At 68.8% G+C, this 17,960-nt stretch carries 18 protein-coding genes; 4 read left to right on the forward strand and 14 right to left on the reverse strand.

Annotated features, from left to right (window positions below; all coding sequences use genetic code 11):
• The 11 genes from ASJ79_RS18710 to ASJ79_RS18760 form a co-directional block, all read right to left on the reverse strand.
• On the reverse strand, positions 1-181 hold a 181-nt coding region (locus tag ASJ79_RS18710), incomplete at its 3' end, for a phage holin family protein (protein WP_197420274.1).
• 168 nt (positions 182-349) lie between these two features.
• Complete coding sequence (locus tag ASJ79_RS18715; RefSeq protein WP_067958321.1) at positions 350-646, reverse strand: WXG100 family type VII secretion target; 297 nt, start codon at positions 644-646, stop codon at positions 350-352.
• Positions 647-676: 30 nt separating this feature from the next.
• On the reverse strand, positions 677-985 hold the full coding sequence (locus ASJ79_RS18720) for a WXG100 family type VII secretion target (protein WP_067958324.1): 309 nt from the start codon (positions 983-985) through the stop codon (positions 677-679).
• A 101-nt stretch (positions 986-1,086) separates the two neighbouring features.
• Positions 1,087-2,406: a PPE family protein gene (locus tag ASJ79_RS18725; RefSeq protein WP_067958327.1), complete on the reverse strand. Its 1,320-nt coding sequence runs from the start codon at positions 2,404-2,406 to the stop codon at positions 1,087-1,089.
• A gap of 17 nt (positions 2,407-2,423) precedes the next feature.
• Positions 2,424-2,720 (reverse strand): PE domain-containing protein, encoded by a 297-nt coding sequence (locus ASJ79_RS18730; protein WP_067958330.1) that lies wholly within the window; start codon positions 2,718-2,720, stop codon positions 2,424-2,426.
• A 176-nt stretch (positions 2,721-2,896) separates the two neighbouring features.
• Complete coding sequence (gene eccCb / locus ASJ79_RS18735) at positions 2,897-4,648, reverse strand: type VII secretion protein EccCb (protein ID WP_067958333.1); 1,752 nt, start codon at positions 4,646-4,648, stop codon at positions 2,897-2,899.
• The gene (gene eccCa / locus ASJ79_RS18740) at positions 4,648-6,870 is read right to left on the reverse strand and encodes a type VII secretion protein EccCa (RefSeq protein ID WP_067958336.1); all 2,223 of its coding nucleotides are present in this window, start codon (positions 6,868-6,870) and stop codon (positions 4,648-4,650) included. Before eccCa ends, eccCb begins: the two co-directional genes overlap by 1 nt.
• Positions 6,867-8,339, reverse strand: a complete 1,473-nt coding sequence (gene eccB, locus ASJ79_RS18745; protein ID WP_067958339.1) for a type VII secretion protein EccB — start codon at positions 8,337-8,339, stop codon at positions 6,867-6,869. The genes eccCa and eccB overlap by 4 nt, the downstream gene beginning before the upstream one ends.
• A 2-nt stretch (positions 8,340-8,341) precedes the next feature.
• Positions 8,342-10,066 carry a type VII secretion AAA-ATPase EccA gene (gene eccA, locus ASJ79_RS18750; protein WP_067958343.1) on the reverse strand — a complete coding sequence of 575 codons (1,725 nt, stop codon included), beginning with the start codon at positions 10,064-10,066 and terminating at the stop codon, positions 8,342-8,344.
• Positions 10,063-10,620 carry a hypothetical protein gene (locus ASJ79_RS18755; RefSeq protein ID WP_156448524.1) on the reverse strand — a complete coding sequence of 186 codons (558 nt, stop codon included), beginning with the start codon at positions 10,618-10,620 and terminating at the stop codon, positions 10,063-10,065. Before ASJ79_RS18755 ends, eccA begins: the two co-directional genes overlap by 4 nt.
• Before the next feature lie 16 nt (positions 10,621-10,636).
• The gene (locus ASJ79_RS18760; RefSeq protein ID WP_067958346.1) at positions 10,637-11,488 is read right to left on the reverse strand and encodes an ESX secretion-associated protein EspG; all 852 of its coding nucleotides are present in this window, start codon (positions 11,486-11,488) and stop codon (positions 10,637-10,639) included.
• A gap of 424 nt (positions 11,489-11,912) precedes the next feature.
• On the opposite strand from ASJ79_RS18760, the gene ASJ79_RS18765 reads away from it, so the two are divergent.
• Positions 11,913-13,112, forward strand: a complete 1,200-nt coding sequence (locus tag ASJ79_RS18765) for a MinD/ParA family protein (protein WP_082753926.1) — start codon at positions 11,913-11,915, stop codon at positions 13,110-13,112.
• Here ASJ79_RS18765 and ASJ79_RS18770 read toward each other — a convergent pair.
• Entirely contained in the window at positions 13,096-13,848 is a 753-nt protein-coding gene (locus ASJ79_RS18770) for a hypothetical protein (protein ID WP_067958350.1), read from the reverse strand. The two genes, ASJ79_RS18765 and ASJ79_RS18770, sit on opposite strands and share 17 nt — an antisense overlap.
• A gap of 323 nt (positions 13,849-14,171) precedes the next feature.
• Here ASJ79_RS18770 and ASJ79_RS18775 point away from each other — a divergent pair, with 323 nt between their 5' ends.
• Positions 14,172-14,465 carry a WhiB family transcriptional regulator gene (locus ASJ79_RS18775; protein ID WP_067958353.1) on the forward strand — a complete coding sequence of 98 codons (294 nt, stop codon included), beginning with the start codon at positions 14,172-14,174 and terminating at the stop codon, positions 14,463-14,465.
• 189 nt (positions 14,466-14,654) lie between these two features.
• On the opposite strand, the gene ASJ79_RS18780 is transcribed toward ASJ79_RS18775, so the two are convergent.
• Both ASJ79_RS18780 and ASJ79_RS18785 read right to left on the reverse strand, forming a co-directional pair.
• Positions 14,655-16,211, reverse strand: a complete 1,557-nt coding sequence (locus ASJ79_RS18780; protein WP_197420272.1) for an acyl-CoA carboxylase subunit beta — start codon at positions 16,209-16,211, stop codon at positions 14,655-14,657.
• Positions 16,204-16,473, reverse strand: coding sequence for a DivIVA domain-containing protein (locus tag ASJ79_RS18785; protein WP_067958355.1), 270 nt, complete (start codon positions 16,471-16,473; stop codon positions 16,204-16,206). The genes ASJ79_RS18780 and ASJ79_RS18785 overlap by 8 nt, the downstream gene beginning before the upstream one ends.
• A gap of 83 nt (positions 16,474-16,556) precedes the next feature.
• Here ASJ79_RS18785 and ASJ79_RS18790 point away from each other — a divergent pair, with 83 nt between their 5' ends.
• Together ASJ79_RS18790 and ASJ79_RS18795 are read left to right on the forward strand one after the other, a co-directional pair.
• On the forward strand, positions 16,557-16,991 hold the full coding sequence (locus tag ASJ79_RS18790; protein WP_067958358.1) for an EVE domain-containing protein: 435 nt from the start codon (positions 16,557-16,559) through the stop codon (positions 16,989-16,991).
• Positions 16,988-17,953 carry a pirin family protein gene (locus ASJ79_RS18795; protein WP_067958361.1) on the forward strand — a complete coding sequence of 322 codons (966 nt, stop codon included), beginning with the start codon at positions 16,988-16,990 and terminating at the stop codon, positions 17,951-17,953. The genes ASJ79_RS18790 and ASJ79_RS18795 overlap by 4 nt, the downstream gene beginning before the upstream one ends.
• The last annotated feature ends 7 nt before the right edge of the window (positions 17,954-17,960 follow it).

Here is a 17,960-nt window from a genome sequence, read left to right on the forward strand (position 1 = left end):
CCGCCTTGGCCAGCTCGACTTCGGCCCGCACCAGCGTCGACACCTGGGCCGTCGCATCCTTGACCAGGTCCCCGATCGACGGGTCGGGTTTCGGTGCGTGAGGGTCCACCAGCGGTATCGACGTCACCGTTCGGCACACTTCCGGGCGGTACGGCGGTGTCCCGGCCCGACGGCGGAGCATCGCGGTCGGGATCCTCATCGGCCGTTCGGACGGCATCCGGGGAGTGGAAGAGCCGGTCATAGTCGGCCGACATGTGAACCTCTCAAAGGGTTTTCGGTGCGGGGCATGGGATGCACGCGGTGGGCGATCACGGCGCGAGGCCGGTCGCCCACCGGCGTGGTGCAGCGGTTAAGTGAACATTCCCATCACGTTCTGCTCGGTGCCACCCATGTCGACACCGGAGTCACGGACTGCGTGCGCCAGGCTCTGCAGAGCCAGGTTCAGTTCTTCCGAGTTCTGGTTCCAGCGCTGCTGCACGGCCTCGTACGACATCGCGCCGTCGCCGCGCCAGGTGCCCTGGAGGCGGCTCAGTGCGCCCTGGCCCTCGGCGAGCAGGCCGTTGACCTTGCCCACGGCCGCGCTGATATCGCCGGCGTCGGCTTCGATGCCGGCGAAGTTGTAGTTGATCGAGCCTCCGCTAGTCACAATGGTTCTCCTTGAGTTCGGGGGTGTGGTCTACAGGACGTTGCTCATCGAGGCCGCGACACGCGAGGAGTTGTCCGCGTCGGTGGCTTCGTACTTGACACCACTGATCTGGATGTTCTGCGAGATGTCCGTGAGCAGACGGATCTGCTGATCGGAGGCCTCCTGGTAGCGCAGCAACGCGGCCTGGGCCGCCTTGCCCGCGTCGGGGCTGTCCAAGTTCACGGTGAGTGCCGCGGCGACCGTTTCGACCTGACCGCGAACGGCGGTGAGCTCGCCCGCGATTCGGTCGAATGTCCCCGCCTCTGTGGCTAACGACGCGACATCTGCCTCAAGTGCCATTTGCTGACCTTCTCTCTGTTACCGGCGTTTCGGTTTCCCTGTGCTCTCGCCGATCGGCGAGTCCTCCCGACCCAGGCGGCCGGCAAGTCTGTGGTGGACGACTACCAGTCGTCGTCTTCGTCTTCGCTGAGGTCGTGCTCCAGCGGTGCGGGCGCGTTCAATCCGGGTTTGTTGCCACCGCCCTTGCCGCGCTGGCCCATCATTCCCATCGGGCCGCCGCCGCCCATCCCGCCACCGGCGCCCACCGGAGCCAGACCGGCGCCCGCGCCGGCACCGGCTCCCGCGCCGACGGCCACGGGGCTCAAGGTCGGCTGCAGTCCCGATCCGACGAGGTTCGACATCAGCGGTGTACGCGCCGCGGTGCCGCCGGCACCGGGCAGCGACGCGGCGCGCACCAGTCCCGCGCCCGTCGCGGCGCCGTTCCCGCCGATCGCGGGATGGTTGGAAAACGGTGTGGCACCGATCATTCCGATCTGAGCGCCCTTGTCGCCGCCGAGCCCGCTGAACTGACCGAACAACGACGACATCTGCTGCAGCGGCTGCGTGAGCTGCTGGAAGGGCTGGGTGACCCCCTGCATCATCTGCTGTGGCAGCTGGCCGAGTGTCGAGCCGAGCTGCGAGGCCATCTGCATCCCCATCTGCATGCCCTGTTGTGGGGCCTGTTGGAGAAGCTGACCCTGCTCGGCCTGTGAGCGACTGTGGCTGGCGGCCTGATGCAGCGTGCCCTCGACCTTGCCCGCCTTCTGGTTGAGCTCGTCCAGCTTGCCGATGCTGCTCACTTTCGTGAACGTCGCATTGCGGGCCACCGCGCTCGCCACCCCCGGTGCCGCGCCGGCCAGTCCGGTCGCCAACGCCGCCTCGGCACCGCCCGGCAGCACGATGGGCTTCGGCGGCGCCACCGGTTCGAAGGTCGAGTTGAGCATGGTCTCGGTCTCGTAGGCGGTCATCACCGCGGCCGCCTGGTTCCACATCCGTATGTAGTCGGCCTCGTTGACGGCGATCGGAACGGTGTTCACACCAAGGAAATTCGTGGCGTTGAGCACGAAGTTGGTGACGTGGTTCAGTTCGATCTCGGGGAGTTGCGGGGTGCCCGTCGCCGCGGTGGTCCACGCCGACGCCTGCGCCGATGCCTGCGCGGCTCTCTTGTGCGCCTGCAGCGACAGCATGCGTAACCAGAGCACCATCGGCATCGCCGCGGTGATGGCGCGCTCGCTGCCCATCCCCTGCCACATCTGAGCCAGCGCGGACAGGCTGGCCATCAACTCGTCGGCCTGCGTCTCCAGGGAGATCGCAAAGGCTTCCCACCCCGACGCCGCCTGGAGCATCGGCACCGCCCCGGCGCCGGCCTGCAGGCGCGACGTATTGATCTCGGGAGGAAACGCTCCCCAGATCGGTGGGATGGGAATACCGATGGTGGCCATGGCTCAGATGACTCGACTCAGATCAGCGTCGCGCCGTTCGCGGCGTCGACGGCCTGATAGACGCCGGCGACCTCGATGACGGCAGCGCCGGCACGCGCGATCTCCTCCTGCGCCAGCGCGTTGATGCCGAGGGTCTGCACCCCTTCGGCAGCGAACGTCAACGCCGCCGCGGCCGAGACCTCGTCGGCACCGGCCGGCGCGAGCGCACTGACGGCGGCGGTGGCCGCGGTGCCCGTCGCCAGCCCCCGCGCCCCATTTGCTGTGACCTGCCCGCCGACTCCGATGGCGGCCGGGTTATGACTCAGTGGTTGCATTTGCTGTTACCTCGTTCGTCTAAACACATGGATGTATTTAGTTGTCGGATATCGGCGGCGATACCCAGCGGGGATGCTATTTGACTCCCGCGGCAAAATTTCCCAACCGGATACTTCTCCATTTGCTGGAAAAGCACTTCCCAATATTAACCGCCGTCAGAGGGTGCTCGGAACACTTATTCCTCCGGTGGATCGACGTAGGCGGCCTGGATCACCTCCTTGGCGTCCGGGGTGACGTAAAACGCCTGGCCAGGCGGCCTTTTCTTGACGATGATCTCGCGTGACGGGAATTCCTGCTTCTCGCCGGACAGGAACATCGTCGGCGTCCCGGCGCCGTACGCGGTGCCGACGAACTTGTCCATCGTCGCCCGGCTCGCCTGGCTCATCTGACACGTCACGACCAGGTGCAGACCGATGTCGGCCGCGGCGGGCAGCAACGGCGCCAACGGGGCCATCGGCGACAGCATCCCGCCGGCCGCGGTGATCATGTGCCAGTCGTCGACCAACAGCACGACGTCCGGTCCGGACCACCACGACCGCTGCCGCAGCTGCGACGGGGTGAGGTCGGTCGGCGGGAGCCGTTTGACGAGATTCGTCACGAGCGCCTTGACCGACTCCTCGAGCACGCTGTGGTTGCGGTTGATCCCGCCGGCGGGCAGCAGATGGGTCTCCGGGACCGCCTCCAACAGGCCGGAGCGGTAGTCGGCCACCATGAACCGCACCTGCTGCGGGCTGTTGCGGGCACAGATGGCCCGCGCGATCGCATGCGCGATCGTCGTCTTACCGGATTTGGCCGCACCGAAGATCAGGTGGTGCGGCGTGGTGTGCATGTGGTTGTGCGCCACCGTGAGATCCGACTCGCGCACACCGACGGGGATCGTCCAGCGGGTGCGGTAATCCGCCTCGGGGCCGGGCGGTTCGGGGTCCAGCTCGTTGAGGTAGATCCGGCTGGGCAGCACCCGCACGCGCGGGGCTTCGTCGGTGTGACGCGCGGCGATCTCCTTGACGGCGGCCGACATCGCCGGCACCAGTCCCTCGGCGCTGTGCACCCCGTCGAGGCGGGGCACCCCGATCATCAGATGGTGCTTCTCGGTCGACACCGCCCGGCCGGGTCGGTTGACCGGGATCTCGCGGGTGATGCGGTCGATCTGGGTCTCGTTGACGTCGCCCAACCGGAACTCGATCTTGGTTCCCAGGTAGTCACGCACCCGGGCCCGCAACTCCGTCCACCGCGGGGTGGAGATCATCGTGTGCACGCCGTAGGCCAGTCCCTGCCCGGCAATGTCCTGCACGGTGGCCTCGAGGTCGGTGAACTCGGCGGCGAACGCGGGCCAGCCGTCGATGACCAGGAACACGTCGCCGAACGGATCTGCCGACGCCGGGTGCTCGGGGTCTTCCCGCAGCTGCCGGTAGTCCGCCATGGACCCGACCCGGTACTGCTTGAAGGTCTGCTCCCGTTGCCGCAGCACGGTTTTCACCTCGGCGACCACACGGTTGACCCGGTCCGGCTCGGCACGGGTGGCCACCCCACCGACATGCGGCAGATCCTCGATGTACATCAACCCGCCGCCGCCCATGTCGACGCAGTAGAACTGGATCTGGCGCGGGGTGTGGGACGCCGCCGCCGACAGGATGAACGTCTGCAGCAGCGTGGATTTACCGGTCTGCGGGGCGCCGCCGATCGCGATGTTGCCCGCCGCGGTGGTGACGTCGATGCCCCATACCTCCTGGCGGTGCCGGCGCGGTTCGTCCATGATGCCGAGCCCGATGCGCAGCGGACGTCGCTCGTAGTCGCGGGCGATCAGTTCGTTGACCGGCGTGGGGTCGGCCAGCGGCGGCAGCCACATGCGGTAGGCGTGGTTCTCGCCGGTGGTCAGCTGCTCCAGCACGACCTCGCGGAGCACCTTCTGTCCGGATTCGACCGTCATCAGCCCACCCTCGCATCCAGGATCGGCGCGGTCGTGAAGCGATGGATACGGATACTCTTGTCCGCGTGCGCTTTCGGCGCCTCGTCATCGCCGGCACTGACGACGGTCGGCACATAGGGGTTGCCGGTGTAGACGCTCTGGAATTTCACCGGGTCCTCCATGCCGATCCGCAGGAATCCGACACCGCTTTCCTTGTTGGTGATGTACTGCGCCTCCGGCGTGCCGATCACCGCCTTGGACTCGGCAGAGCTGGTGGTGCGCAGCGCGATCCGGTAGGTGAGGTTCGGTTCGAGCTTGTCGATGCGGGTGCCGCCGGTGTTCAGCGACTGCGTCGCCAGCAGCAGATGCACGCGCAGCGACCGGCCGACGCGGCAGATCCTGTCGAACAGCTGGATGAAGTCGGGGTGGTTCTGCAGCAGCTCGGCGAACTCGTCGACCACCACGAAAAGGGTGGGCAGGGGCGCAAGGTCGGCGCCACGCTCGCGGTGCTTCTCGTACTCGGCCACGCCGGACAGCGCACCGGCCGCACCGACCTGCATACCGGCTTGGCGCAGGATGGACTGCCTGCGGTCCAGTTCACCGGTGAGCACCTCACCCATGCGGCTGACCAGTTCGGCCTCTTCCTCCATGTTGGTGACCACCGCCGCGGTGTGCGGCAGCTTCTCCATGCCCAGAAACGTCGATCCGCCTTTGAAGTCGGTCAGCAGCAGGTTGATCTGGTCGGGGTGGTGGGTGGCGGCCAGCGACAGGATCAGCGTGCGCAGGAACTCCGACTTCCCGGAACCGGTGGTGCCGATGAGCATTCCGTGCGGGCCGGCGCCGAACTCCGCACCCTCCTTGATGTCCAGGTACATCACGTCGCCGGTCTTGAGCTCGTGGCCGAACGGGATCCGCAGCCGGTCCCGGTCGGTGTCGGTGAACATCCGCCAGCGCGCCGGCGTCACCTCCTCGACCGACTGCGCGCCGACGATCTCGTGCCATTCGGTCGCGACCTTCTTCTGCACCCGGGTGCCCTTGTCGATGATCGTCCCGGTGATCGACCAGCCGGCGAGCTTGCGGGCCACCCGTTCGGCCTGCCGCGGGGTCATCCCGTCGACCTGGCTGGCCACCTGACGGAACGACGCGCCGGGCAGCTTGTCGTCGGCGGTGCCGTCCTCGTCGACGCGGATCCGGTACGCCGAGCGGTGGTTGCCGAGCGTGATGACGGTGACGCCGGACCGGCCGTCCATCGGGAAACCGGCTCTGCCGCCGGTCAGGTCGATGACGACGACGTACGGTCCGTTCGGTGTCGCGTCCGCCGTGTGCGGTCCCCGCGCGGCCAGGTCGCTCAGGGCGTCGGGCCGGGTGAAGACCATGCGGGTGGGGCCCGCGGCGTCGGTGTCGGACTGGTGCTGCAGGTGTGGCAGCCATTTCAGCCACGCCCACGCCGGGTCTTCGGGGTTGTCGGTGAGCACCCGCATCTGCAGCATGTCCGGCGGATGGAACACCGCCAGGTGGCAGATCATCGCGGCGAGCAGCCGGGCTGCGCCGCCGGGATCACCGCCGACCGCGATCGTCGGGAAGGTCTTGAGCTGCACCAGCTTCGGACAGTCGTGGATCAGACCGTGGGTGCGCAGGAACTTGGTCACCCACATGTGGCTGACCGGCTCGAGATGGGGTTGCGGGGCACCGGCGGGGCCGGCGAGTTCGGCACCGACCGCCGGCTTCAGCAGCCTGTCGACGGCCGGTTCGGAGCCGAGCCCGATCCTGGTGGCCGCGTAGAAGTCGTGGTTGGCCGGTCGGGACCACTGCCGATGCGTGCCGATGATCGACAACAGATCGTCGGGATGCGGTCCGTGGTAGTTGAAGAACGTCACCTGCGCGGACGCCGACGACGTCACCCTGGTGCGCAGACCCGCCAGATAACGCAGATACTCCTTGCGGTCGGCGTTGATCTCGGGCACCTTCTTGCCGCCGCTGCCGCCGCCGGCCATCAGGCCGACCGTGCCCATGACCACCATCAGCGGCATCATCAGCATGTACGGCGAGAAGCTGCGCAGGCCACCAAAGATCAGGATGGCGATCATGCCGAGCATGCAACCGCCGATCACCCACGGCAGCGCCTTCTGCATGCCCGACGGCGGGATGTCGATGCCCAGGTCCTCGGGCGGGGTCACGTTGATCTCGCCGGGGGTCAGCCTCGGCCCCCGTTTGATGATCGGCGTGAACTTGCGTGTCGTCATCCTCCGCCTCCGTTGCTCGCGCCCATGACGGCGGCGTCCTCGCCGGCCCTGCGGGGATTCGGGTTCGGCGGCAGCGTGTCGTGTTCCACCAGCGCCGCCTCCTGCGAGAGCACCGGCCCGTCGATCAGCAGGCTGACGACCTGCCACGGTGCGGTGCGCGGAGCCGACAAGCCCAGCCTGGCCGCGGTCTCCTCGTCGGGCAGGCCGTAGCGCACCCCCTGCGGGTCGATGTAGTACAGGTTTTCGCCGTACCGCGGGTCCGGTGACTGCAGCCGGATGTACTGTCCGCCGTCGATGTACACCGTCGCATCCCCGGTGATCTGATCGATGCCGGTCGACAGCGCCGTCGCGGGCAGCGGCAGGCGCCGGCCGGCGATGACCGTCATCTTCGGCGCCTGGTCCCCGGCGACCCGCTGCCAGGACCAGCACAACGTCGGAACGTCGTGGCGCAGCAGCATTTCCATCGGGACATCCGGCAGCGGCGAATGGTAGACCTGTTCGGGAACCCGCGCCACCGCACTGGATTCCATGGACGGCGGTTCGATCAGGCCGTACGAGTTGGTGGCGCGCAGTGCCGCGGCGGTGGTGTTGTTGACCTTGGCCACACCGTTGGGCAGCACCACGTAATGCTGTTCGTCGGAGTCGGTGACGGTCATGAACACCGAACCGACCACCAGCTCCGGAGGGAGGCCCACCGAGTTGGGAGCGCCGCCGGCCGGGATGTCGGGCAACCGCCATGGCCCGGCGTTGGGCAGGGCGTTGAAAAGCCCCTCCGAGATCGGGGTCGACCGCGCGGTCACCGGGATACCCACCGCAGAGGTCACCGCCCGGTCCGCCAGGTCGATGAGGTGCCGCCCGGCCTGGGTGACGAGCCAGTCCTGGTCCTTGAAGGAGACCAGCATGCCCTGCTCCGGGCGCATCGCGCCGACGGACGCATCCAGTGACAGCGGGGTGATCAGCACGGAGGGTTCCACGGCCGGGGCCACGCTGTCCGGTTTGATCACGGTGTCGCACAGCGACCACTGCGAGTCCGCCGACGACGCGACCGGCGTGGCGTACGGTGCGCCGGGGATGCCGACCGGTTGCCCCTTCGGCATCCTGTCCAGCTCCTCCGACTTGACCGCCACCGGGGTCTTTCCCTCACCGAGGATCAGGCGCGCCGAGGTCAGGTTGTAGACGGGGCGCAGCTGGGTGCTGTCGGGCAGCACGATGTAGAGCTGATTGGTGGTGCGGTCCACCAGAAGTGTGTCGCCGCCGCGCTTTCCGAGGGGTTTGAAGTATGCGAGCAGCACCGCGCCGAGGCAGATCAGCACCGCGATGATGATGCCGGCCGACACCGCGCGGCTGTAGAACTGCAACGGATCGTCGAACATCCGCGTGTCGCGCCGCACGATCGCGTGCTCGACGCGGCGCAGCAGGAAACGCCAACCGCTGACCTGCACCTTGGTGGTGAGCCGGAATCCCGCCATGCCTACTCGCTCAGGTTCATTCGTGAGTGCACGGACGCGATCGCGGCGGCCATGTCCTCACCGTTGATCTCGCTGAGCTGTTCGACGTCGAGGGCGTCGAAGTCCAGCGACCGGGCCAGGCGCATGTCGCGGGTCTGCTCGCCCGCCTCGACCAGCTGGCGGGCGTAACGTCCGTTGCCGGCCACGTCGAGAGCGGGCTTGCCGTTCGACGTGCTCCGGCTCAGCAGCGTCGCCGCTTCCAGCACCTGTTTGGCGGCCTCGTCACTCAGGCTCGAATCATTGGCGGCGGCAATCACCCTGGCGATGTCGACGATCTCCTCGGGCGAGTAGGAGTCGAACTCGATCCTGGTGGAGAACCGCGACCGCAGGCCGTCGTTGACCTCCAGCAACCGGTCGATGTCGATGCTGTACCCGGCGATGATCACGACCAGGCGATCGCGGTCGTTCTCCATCCGGGCCAGCAGGGTGTCGAGCGCTTCGGTGCCGAACGGGTCGGCGCGGCCGTCGCGCTCCTGCACCAGCGTGTAGGCCTCGTCGATGAACAGCACCCCGCCCATCGCGCGGTCGATGGTGCGGGCGGTCTTCACCGCGGACTGGCCCTCGTACTCGGCGACGAAATCCTTGCGGGAGGTCTCGACGAGTTTCGGCTCGGCGATCACCCCGAGCCCGGCCAGGATGTTGGCCACCACGCGCGCGATCGTCGTCTTCCCGGTTCCCGGCGGTCCGGTGAAGATCATGTGTTTGGACGCCTGGGCCACCTTCATTCCGCGGGCGGCACGGACTTTCGCCATCTGCGTGGCCGCGCGGTAGCGCTCGATCTGCTCCTTGACCCGGGTCAGGCCGATCTGGCGGTCGAGTTCGGCCTGAGCGTCGGCGAGCAGCGCCTCCCGCCCGGAGTTGTCGGCCTCCACGGTGGCCGGGTCCCACGGATCCCGACGGGCAGCGATCTGCTCGGCGGTGGTGGTCTGCAACCGGTACGCCGGATCCCGCAGCGCGGCGGCCACTTCGGCGGACGGGTGCGACGCCTGCAACCACTCGAGCAGGCGCACGGCGGCCTCCTCGTTGCCGAGCGCACGGTAGGCCATCGCCGAGTACCACGCGATGGCCTTGTTGCACGCCTGCCCGGCCGGGGACGAATTGGCCTCCACCAGACGGCGTTCGGCTTCGGTGAACAGACCGAGGTTCGCCGCGGCCACGCCGTGGGCCACCAGCGCCGCTCCGGCCAGGAACTTGTCCGGCCATGCGCCACCGGCGTTGCGGACCTCGTCGATCACGTCGGTCCAGCGCGCAGCGGCACCGTAGATGACCGCCTTGACCCAGGCCACCAGGTGCTCGGCGCCCGCGGCGGGCGCATTGTCGAGCGCCTCGATCGCGTCGGCGTAGTTGCCGACGGACGCCTCGCTGACGGCGAAGCCCAGCGTGATCGCCAGCGGCGAGTTCACCGGATAGGTGATGTCGCCGTACATCCCACCGATCGGGACGCGGGCTCCGAGGCTGTTCATCGACAGCTCGGCGGTGCCGGCGAGCTGTCCGAAGTTGTTGCGGGAGTACCACGCCCGGAACATCGTCACGCGGTCGGTGTCCCCGCACCTGATCCGGCCGACCCATGCGTCGCAGGCGGCCTCGTCGGCGGTGGTGATCTCGGTGAACAGCTCCAGCGATCGTGCCTGCGACGTGGGCAGCAGGCCGACCGCGGTACCGAAGATTCCGGCCAGATGTTCGGTCATTCCTCACCTGCGTAGCGGGTCGTGAACAGTTCGGCGCGAGCCGCCTGGGCCTGTTCCGGGGTGGGCAGATCGAGATCGCGGGTGAGGAAGTCGCGGGTGGCCGCGTTGTCGTGGCCGTGCTCTCTCATCCCGTCCAACATGAACGTGTACTGGGCGGACCTGGCGTCCTGGGTGGCCAGCCCGGCGATGACGACGATCTCCTCGGCGAGCACCGCTTCGGGGAGTTCCGCCGCCTTCGGCGACAGGTCGACCTGGTGCACGCGGCCGTCCATGAAGCTGGTCACGGTCACCGTGCCCGGTGGGTTGGTCACGGTGAACGTCGCCATCGGGTCGACGCCGTCGGGATCGACGTCGAAGCCGGGGGGCGGCGAATTGTCCGCGGCAGCAGCATTTTCCGTCGCATAATCGCCGAGAATCACGCCGAGGTCGGTCCCGTCCTCCTCACCGGGGACGCTGAAGTCCAGCGCCGCCAGGTCGTCGTGGTCCCCGCCGTCGTGAGAATCCGACGCGCCGAAACCGGGCGCGCCGGGGGTACCGGGCGGAGGGTTGGCCACCGTGTCTTCGCCTTTCTCAGTCGGAGTACGCGTTGTCGAGGACGTCCTGGTGGTCGAACCAGGCCTTGGACGGGAGAAACTCCATCAGGCCGTCGAGGGCCCGCTGCAGGTTCTCCTGGGTGCCGGGCAGAAAGCTGCCGTACAGCTCGCCACCGACCTGCCTGGGTATCGAGACGATCCTGCCGTGGCTCGAATCGAGGACGCCGGCGCCGACGCCCGCCTGGGTGGACGTTCCGCCGGGGTGCCGCTCGTTGGCGGTGATCTCGACCCAGCTGTCCGGGTTCGCCGTCGCCTCGGCGTAGATCTTCGCCGACAGCGGCGGTTGACCGTACCTGCCGATCTGCTCGGCCGTGCGGGCCTCGGCCAGCTTGGCCGCGATACCGGTCAACGGCTCGACGTTCGCCGGCTCCGCATCGCCGATCACCACGCTCACCATCGCGGCCAGGCCGATCTGCGGCGCTACGCGTTGCAGTACGAGCATGTCCTCATCGCGTGCGGCGACGACATGACGCTCCCCCTTGCGGCACACCACGAAGCGGACCATCTTGCCACCGAGATCCCGGCGCCACCACCGACAGTCGAGCGTGCGGTCGGGACGACTCAGCGCGTCGACCATCGCCGCCACCTCGGGATGCGGATCGCCGTAGGCGGTCAGGATGCCCTGCGCGGTCAGGTCCCGGGTCACCTGGTCCCAGACGATCTTGCGTTGGTCCTCGTACGGGATGTTGGGCCGGATCCCCAGCGACAACGGGAAGTCGACTAGGTGGAGCAGGTCCGCGACGACCAGCATGCCGTCGATCGTCACCTCGGCACCCACCACGTCGTCGAAGTGGGTGGGTTCGCCGTCGCCGAGGAACGGGCTCGCCATCACTGCGACAGCCCGCGCCGACGAACAGCGGCTCTGTGGCCGATCGTGGCGGCGTCAACTTTGCCCGCCACCACGTGACCGCCGAACTTAGCCATGGCCTGGTCCCCTTCCCATCGGCAGCGTACCAGCGGTGCCGCACCCGCCAGGACACTTTTTTGCCCGTGGGCAGCACCACACCACAGCTCCGCCTCCAGGCTCACAGCAAATTCTTATCGGCGTTGAAACTGCTTAATCGCTGCTTTGGCTAACTTGATTGTGCTGGCACGGACCGCTGCCCGGGGGCGATGGCCCCGCTGTGACACCGCTGTGTGGACGGTGTGGACGGCCCTGTCGGGCGACCGTCCCCCGGCAGTGCTGAGGGTTTGCTGAGTTTTTTGCCCGGTTAGTCTGGTGCGCGACGCTGTAGCGACCGACGAGAGGACGTGTGGTGACCGACCGTGACGACGGTCTGCGGGACGACCAGGCGAACCGCGACGCCATCACCCAGCAGACCCCGGTGGTGCCGCCGCAGGCCCGCCCCGGTGAGTTGTTCCGTCAGCCCACGCCCCCGCTGCCCGCACCGCCACGGCGCGCCGACGGCCGTCCACCACAACGCCCCCAGGGCTGGATCCCGCAGCCGCCCCCGCCGCCGGCCTCCTATGCGCCGCAGTCACCGCCCGACGCACCCTGGACCGAACCGCAGCCGGCGACATTCGCCGAGCGGATCCGTCCCGACGACCTGGTGCCCGTTCGGAAGACCGTTCCGGGAAGCGGGTGGCGCCGCGCGCTCTACCGCGCAAGCTTCGGACTGATCAACCTCGGACCCTCACCGGACGACAGACGCCAGGCCGAGCTGGAAGCTGTCATCCGCGGCCCGTTGTACGGCAATTTCAAGATCGGCGTGATGGGCAAGGGTGGGGTCGGCAAGACCACGGTCTCCGCGGCCATCGGTTCGGTTCTGGCCGAACTGCGCCAGGACGTCCGGGTGGTCGCGGTCGACGCGGACACCGCGTTCGGCAAGCTCGGCAGCCGGGTGGACCCGAGGGCACAGGGGTCGTTCTGGGAGCTCGCGGGCGACCAGCACCTGGACACCTTCGCCGATGTCCGAAACCATCTGGGGTGCAACGCAGCCGGGCTTTTCGTGCTGGCCGGCGAGGCCACCCCGGCCCGCCGGCGCGTACTGGATCCGGCGATCTACCGCGAGGCCACCGCGCGCCTCGACCGTCACTTCACGATCTCGGTCATCGACTGCAGTTCCACGATGGACTCACCTGTGACCCAGGAGGTGCTGCGCGATCTGGACGCGCTGGTGGTGGTGTCCTCACCCTGGGTCGACGGTGCCGCCGCGGCGGGTCAGACCCTTGATTGGCTGGCCGCCCGCGGCATGACGAATCTGCTGCAGCGCACGGTGGTGCTCCTCAACGACTCCGACGGCCACGCCGACAAGCGGACCAGGAAGGTGCTGGCGCACCAGTTCTCGGCACACGGTCAACACGTCATCGAGGTGCCGTTCGACGGGCAGCTCCGCCCCGGCGGCGTGATCGACGGGACGGGCCTGATGTCGTCGGCGACGCGCAGGAAGTTCGTGGAAGTGGTCGCCGCGCTGGCGGGTTTCTTCCCGGCACACCTCATGCGATCTGGCTGACCAGCGCTTCGATCGCGTCGACCTCGACCGCTGACAGGGGCTCGTCCGCCTCGGCCTGCTCGATGGCCTGCTCGGAAACCCCGGCGGCCTGGGCGGTTTCGGCGACGGTGAGGTTCGCACCGCGGCGCGCCGCGTACAGCCGCTGGCCCAGCGTGGCCTGCGGCGCCCGGGCGGCCCGCAGCATGAGGTCGTCATAGAGTCCGCGGACCGTGCTGAGCGCCTTGATCAGTCCGGGGGTCACCCGCCCGATGCGCGCGGCCCGGGACGCCACCCCGTCGAGCTGTCGCAGGTCCGCCAGGATCGCGTTCACCCGTGGGATGAAGTCGCTGTCGTCCTCCGGCGGCAGCGCGGCCACCGTCGCACCGAACGCGTTGACCGCGGTGACGACGGCCTGCGCGATCAGCGACACCTCGTCACCGCCGGCCGGAGGCGGCGCCAGGGCGGCCCCCTGCGCCGACGGAACGCCGGATCGGACCGGTTCGCCCCGGCGTAACCGGGCGATGGTGCCCGGCGGCCACTGCAGGATCTCCTCGAGCCGCGCCCTGGTCCGCTCCCGCGGCCAGCTCCGGCCCTTCTCGAACGCGATCAACGCACCGGCGTTGATGATCCCGTCGGCGGCAAGGCTGCGCTGGCTGATGTTCAGTTCACGCCGGCGCGCGGCGGCCGCGGCGCCCGCTCTGACCATTCCGGGGTCCGGCGCACCGGTCGACTCGTCGACCGGCTCGGCGTTCGTCATCAACCCGGGGTCCCTCAGCTGTGTGGTCGCGGCACGCTCATCGTATGGAGCGAATGTAGTTGCCGCCCGGGCGCCGATGTGCGCCGGGGCATGTCCAAACTACATCACTTCTTCGGTCTTCACCGCATCAATGCTACGGAATTTCCGCAACGCTTCTGTAGCGCCGTTGCGGCGCGAAAGACCTGTTGACGACGTTCTGAAGGCGGCTGCACACCCGTCTCGCATCACCAACCGCTGCGCTAACCGTTGCACTGCTACGGTTTGTCCGCTACGTTGTGCTCCATCGCGGCGAGCCCGCCGCCAGCGCACAGAGGAGCACAGCGATGAACGCCAAATCGTGGGACGAGACGCCGGTCGGCGAGTGCACGAGGGATCCCGAGCGGTGGACCACCACCGCGGACGACGAAGCCAAGGCGATCTGCCGGTCCTGCCCACGGCGGTGGCTGTGCGCTCGCGAAGCCTGCGAGTCGCCCCGCGCGGAGGGCCTGTGGGCCGGGATCTACGTGCCGGAGTCCGGCCGCGGCCGGACCTTCGCGTTACGCCAGCTCAGGTCGCTGGCCGAGCAGAACGGCTATCCCGTCGGGGAGCGCCGCGTCTATTACGCCGAGAGCGCGTGACACCGGGACCGTCCGCCGCCGGTTCCGGGGGGTCGGCGGCGGACGGGCCGCCGGAATACTCCGCGGCCGCCCTCGGTTACATCATGCGACGGTGCCGGGCATGCCCCGGGCCCCATCCAGAACAGTCGCTTCGAGCGACCACTCGCCGAGAGGCGCAGGCGGCACCGTCCCCGCCCACCTGGTTTCTCTTCACCAGGTGTCGATGAACCGGCTCCCCACGGGAGCCGGTTTTTTCGTGCCCGTGTCTGCCGCCGCGAACGTCGCCGCGATGACCGTGCGGGTCTCGGCCGGGTCGATCACGTCGTCGATCTCGAAGAGCATCGCCGCGTTCAGTGCCTTGGCGTTGTCCTGCGCCGCGGCGGTGGCGGCCCGGACCCGCTCCTCGCGCTCCTGTTCGTCGGCGATCGCGTCGAGCTCTTTGCGCATCCCGAGGCGCACCGCACCCTCCAAGCCCATCGGACCCAGATGCGCGCCCGGCCACGCCACCGTCAGCAGTGGCTCGTGCAGGCTGCCGCCGGCCATGGCCTGCGCACCGAGCCCGTAACCGCGCCGCAGGATCACCGCGACCATCGGAACGCGAAGCGCCGCGCCGGCCACCAGCATCCGGGACGCCCGACGCACCAGCGAGTCGGCCTCGGCGTCCGGTCCCACCATGTAGCCCGGGCAGTCGATCAACGAGACGACGGGCAGCCCGAACCCGTCGCACAGTTGCAGGAACCGAGCGGCTTTGTCGGACGCGGCCGCCGTGATGGCACCCGCGGTGAAGCGGGTGTCGTTGGCGATCACCCCGACCGGTTTGCCCTCGATGCGCGCCAGCGCGGTCACCATCTCGCGGGCGAACCGCGGGCGCAGGAACGTCACCGAATCTTCGTCGGCCAGCGTCTCGATGACGGGCGCGACGTCGTAGGCGCGGCGCGCGCGTTCGGGTACCGCGTCGCGCAGCACGGTCTGATCCGCGGCACGCCACGTGGCGGTCGGACCGCAGAAGTAGCCGAGCAGTCTCCTGGTCACCGCGACAGCCTCGGCTTCGTCGTCGACCACGACGTCGACGTTGCCGTTGGGTTCCTGCGTGGTCATCGGCCCGACCGCGTCGGGGTGCACGTCGCCGAGGCCGCCGCCGGCGATCATCGCCGGCCCGCCCATGCCCAGCGACGCATCCCTGGTGGCGACGATCAGATCGGACGCGCCCGCGATGACGGCGTTCCCGGCGAAGCAGCGGCCCTTGACCACCGCGATGCGCGGCACGACACCGGACAGTCTGGCCCACAACGCGAACGCCCGGGTGTCGAGCGCGGACACGACGGGATAGTCGGTGTCGCCGGGCCGGCCGCCGCCGCCCTCGGCGAAGAACACCGTCGGCAGCTGCATGCGTTCGATCAGCTCGAACAACCGGTCCTTCTTGCGATGCCCGAGCGCGCCCTGGGTGCCGGCCAGCACCGTGTAGTCGTAGGACAGCACCGCACAGGCCCTGCCGTCGACGCGGGCGGTGCCCGCCACCAGCCCGTCGGCAGGGGTGCGGACGATCAGGTCCTCGACGTCGCGGCGCATCCGCTGCGGAGCGATCGCGAACCGTCCGTACTCGACGAAGGATCCGGGGTCGACGAGGTCGGCGACGTTCTCCCGGGCGGTGCGGCCGCCGGCGGCGTGCCTGCGGTCGACGGCATCGGGTCGCGCCGCGTCCTCGGTCAACGCGCGGCGACGCCACAACTCGGCCAGGTCGTCGCGGGTCCGGTCCGGTTCAGGCATCGAGTTGCGCGATGGCCGTGGCGATCTCGTCGAGCAACGCGTCGACCTGATCCTCGTCGAAACCACGCCGACCGAACGGCGGCTTGTTGAAGCGCACGTTGCGCACATCCTCGGCGGTCAGATGACCGCGGCCCTCGAGCCTGCGCGCACACAACGCGAGAAAGTCGGTGACCGCCTTCGGGTTGTATCCGCGCTTGCCCCAGGGTGGTTTCTCGAAGGTGATGGTGCGGAGATGGTCGGCCGTCAGGGCGCCGTCGCTCATGGCGTCAGGGTAGTGCCCGAGTTATCCACAAGGGGCCGGGTTGTGCCCTGTGGATTGTCGGCCGCCGGGCATAGCGTGCGGTCATGACGAACTGGATCAGCACAGTCAGCCGCGATCACGTCGAACGCGGCGTCCGCGGCCGCTTCGCGCAAGCCAACCACGGCAAACCGCACCTGCTGCGCAAGATGTCCCGGGGCGACTGGATCGTCTTCTACTCGCCGAAGACGGTGCATCCCGACGGGGAGCCGCTGCAGGCGTTCACCGCGATCGGCCGGGTCGCCGACGACGAGCCCTACCAGGTGGAGATGACGGCAGACGTCCAGCCGTGGCGGCGCAACGTCGACTTCCTCGAGTGCGTCGAGACACCCATCCGGCCGCTGCTCGACGAGCTCGGCTTCATCGAGGACAAGGCCCGCTGGGGATACCGGTTCCGCTTCGGCGTCTTCCGGATCGACGATCACGACCTCGACGTGATCCGCTCCGCGATGCTCGCTCCGGCTTCTACTGTGGAGGCATGAGCAACACCGAACCCGCGCCCGCTGAAGTCGACTGCGTCGCTTCAGGATTCGTAGGGGTCCTGCATCCCCGGGAGGTGCCGCTGGGCGGTCCGCGGGCGATCCGGGTGCGGCGCACGCTGCCGCAGCGCGAGCGTTCGCTGATCGGCGCGTGGTGCTTCGCCGACCATTACGGTCCACACGACGTGCGCTCGGGCACGGGCATGGACGTGCCGCCCCATCCGCACACCGGGCTGCAGACGGTGAGCTGGCTGTTCAGCGGCGAGGTCGAACACCGCGACAGCGCCGGGGTGCACGCGATGGTGCGGCCGGGCGAGCTGAACCTGATGACCGCGGGCGCGGGCATCTGCCACTCCGAGGTGTCGACGGCGTCCACGACGGTGCTGCACGGCGCGCAGCTGTGGGTCGCGCTGCCGGAGTCCGACCGCGACACCGATCGCGACTTCGCCCACTACGCGCCCTCCCCCCGCTCGACAGGCGGGATCACCAGCCGGGTGTTCCTCGGCGAACTCGACGGCGACCGCTCCCCGGTGCACACCTTCACGCCGCTGCTGGGGGCACAGCTCGACCTCGAACCGGGAGTCGACGTCACCCTCGACATTGACGGCGACTTCGAACACGGGATCCTCGTCGACCGGGGCGACGTCGAGGCCTGCGGTTCCACACTCGCCGTGGCCGACCTCGCCTTCCAGGGCGCCGGGCACTCCCGGCTGCACCTGGCCAACCGGGGCGACGAGCCGGCCAGGGTGCTGCTGCTCGGCGGCACACCGTTCACCGAGGAACTGTTGATGTGGTGGAACTTCGTCGGCCGCAGCCACGAGGACATCGTGAGGTACCGCGACCAGTGGCAGCACCACGACGACCGCTTCGGCGCGGTCGACGGCTACCGGGGCGCCGTCACGCGGCTGCCCGCCCCGCCGCTGCCGAACGCGACATTGCGTCCCCGGCCGCACCCGGGGGTATAGGAGTAAG

The sequence above is a fragment of the Mycobacterium sp. NAZ190054 genome, from assembly GCF_001545925.1.
Lineage (GTDB): Bacteria > Actinomycetota > Actinomycetes > Mycobacteriales > Mycobacteriaceae > Mycobacterium.

Bases quoted from the DNA above. Each gene is read 5' to 3' on its own strand.
- ASJ79_RS18720 (WP_067958324.1), bottom strand. From the start codon at position 985: ATGGCACTTGAGGCAGATGTCGCGTCGTTAGCCACAGAGGCGGGGACA.
- ASJ79_RS18725 (WP_067958327.1), bottom strand. From the start codon at position 2,406: ATGGCCACCATCGGTATTCCCATCCCACCGATCTGGGGAGCGTTTCCT.
- ASJ79_RS18730 (WP_067958330.1), bottom strand. From the start codon at position 2,720: ATGCAACCACTGAGTCATAACCCGGCCGCCATCGGAGTCGGCGGGCAG.
- eccCb (WP_067958333.1), bottom strand. From the start codon at position 4,648: ATGACGGTCGAATCCGGACAGAAGGTGCTCCGCGAGGTCGTGCTGGAG.
- eccCa (WP_067958336.1), bottom strand. From the start codon at position 6,870: ATGACGACACGCAAGTTCACGCCGATCATCAAACGGGGGCCGAGGCTG.
- eccB (WP_067958339.1), bottom strand. From the start codon at position 8,339: ATGGCGGGATTCCGGCTCACCACCAAGGTGCAGGTCAGCGGTTGGCGT.
- eccA (WP_067958343.1), bottom strand. From the start codon at position 10,066: ATGACCGAACATCTGGCCGGAATCTTCGGTACCGCGGTCGGCCTGCTG.
- ASJ79_RS18760 (WP_067958346.1), bottom strand. From the start codon at position 11,488: ATGGCGAGCCCGTTCCTCGGCGACGGCGAACCCACCCACTTCGACGAC.
- ASJ79_RS18770 (WP_067958350.1), bottom strand. From the start codon at position 13,848: ATGACGAACGCCGAGCCGGTCGACGAGTCGACCGGTGCGCCGGACCCC.
- ASJ79_RS18775 (WP_067958353.1), top strand. From the start codon at position 14,172: ATGAACGCCAAATCGTGGGACGAGACGCCGGTCGGCGAGTGCACGAGG.
- ASJ79_RS18780 (WP_197420272.1), bottom strand. From the start codon at position 16,211: ATGCCTGAACCGGACCGGACCCGCGACGACCTGGCCGAGTTGTGGCGT.
- ASJ79_RS18785 (WP_067958355.1), bottom strand. From the start codon at position 16,473: ATGAGCGACGGCGCCCTGACGGCCGACCATCTCCGCACCATCACCTTC.
- ASJ79_RS18790 (WP_067958358.1), top strand. From the start codon at position 16,557: ATGACGAACTGGATCAGCACAGTCAGCCGCGATCACGTCGAACGCGGC.
- ASJ79_RS18795 (WP_067958361.1), top strand. From the start codon at position 16,988: ATGAGCAACACCGAACCCGCGCCCGCTGAAGTCGACTGCGTCGCTTCA.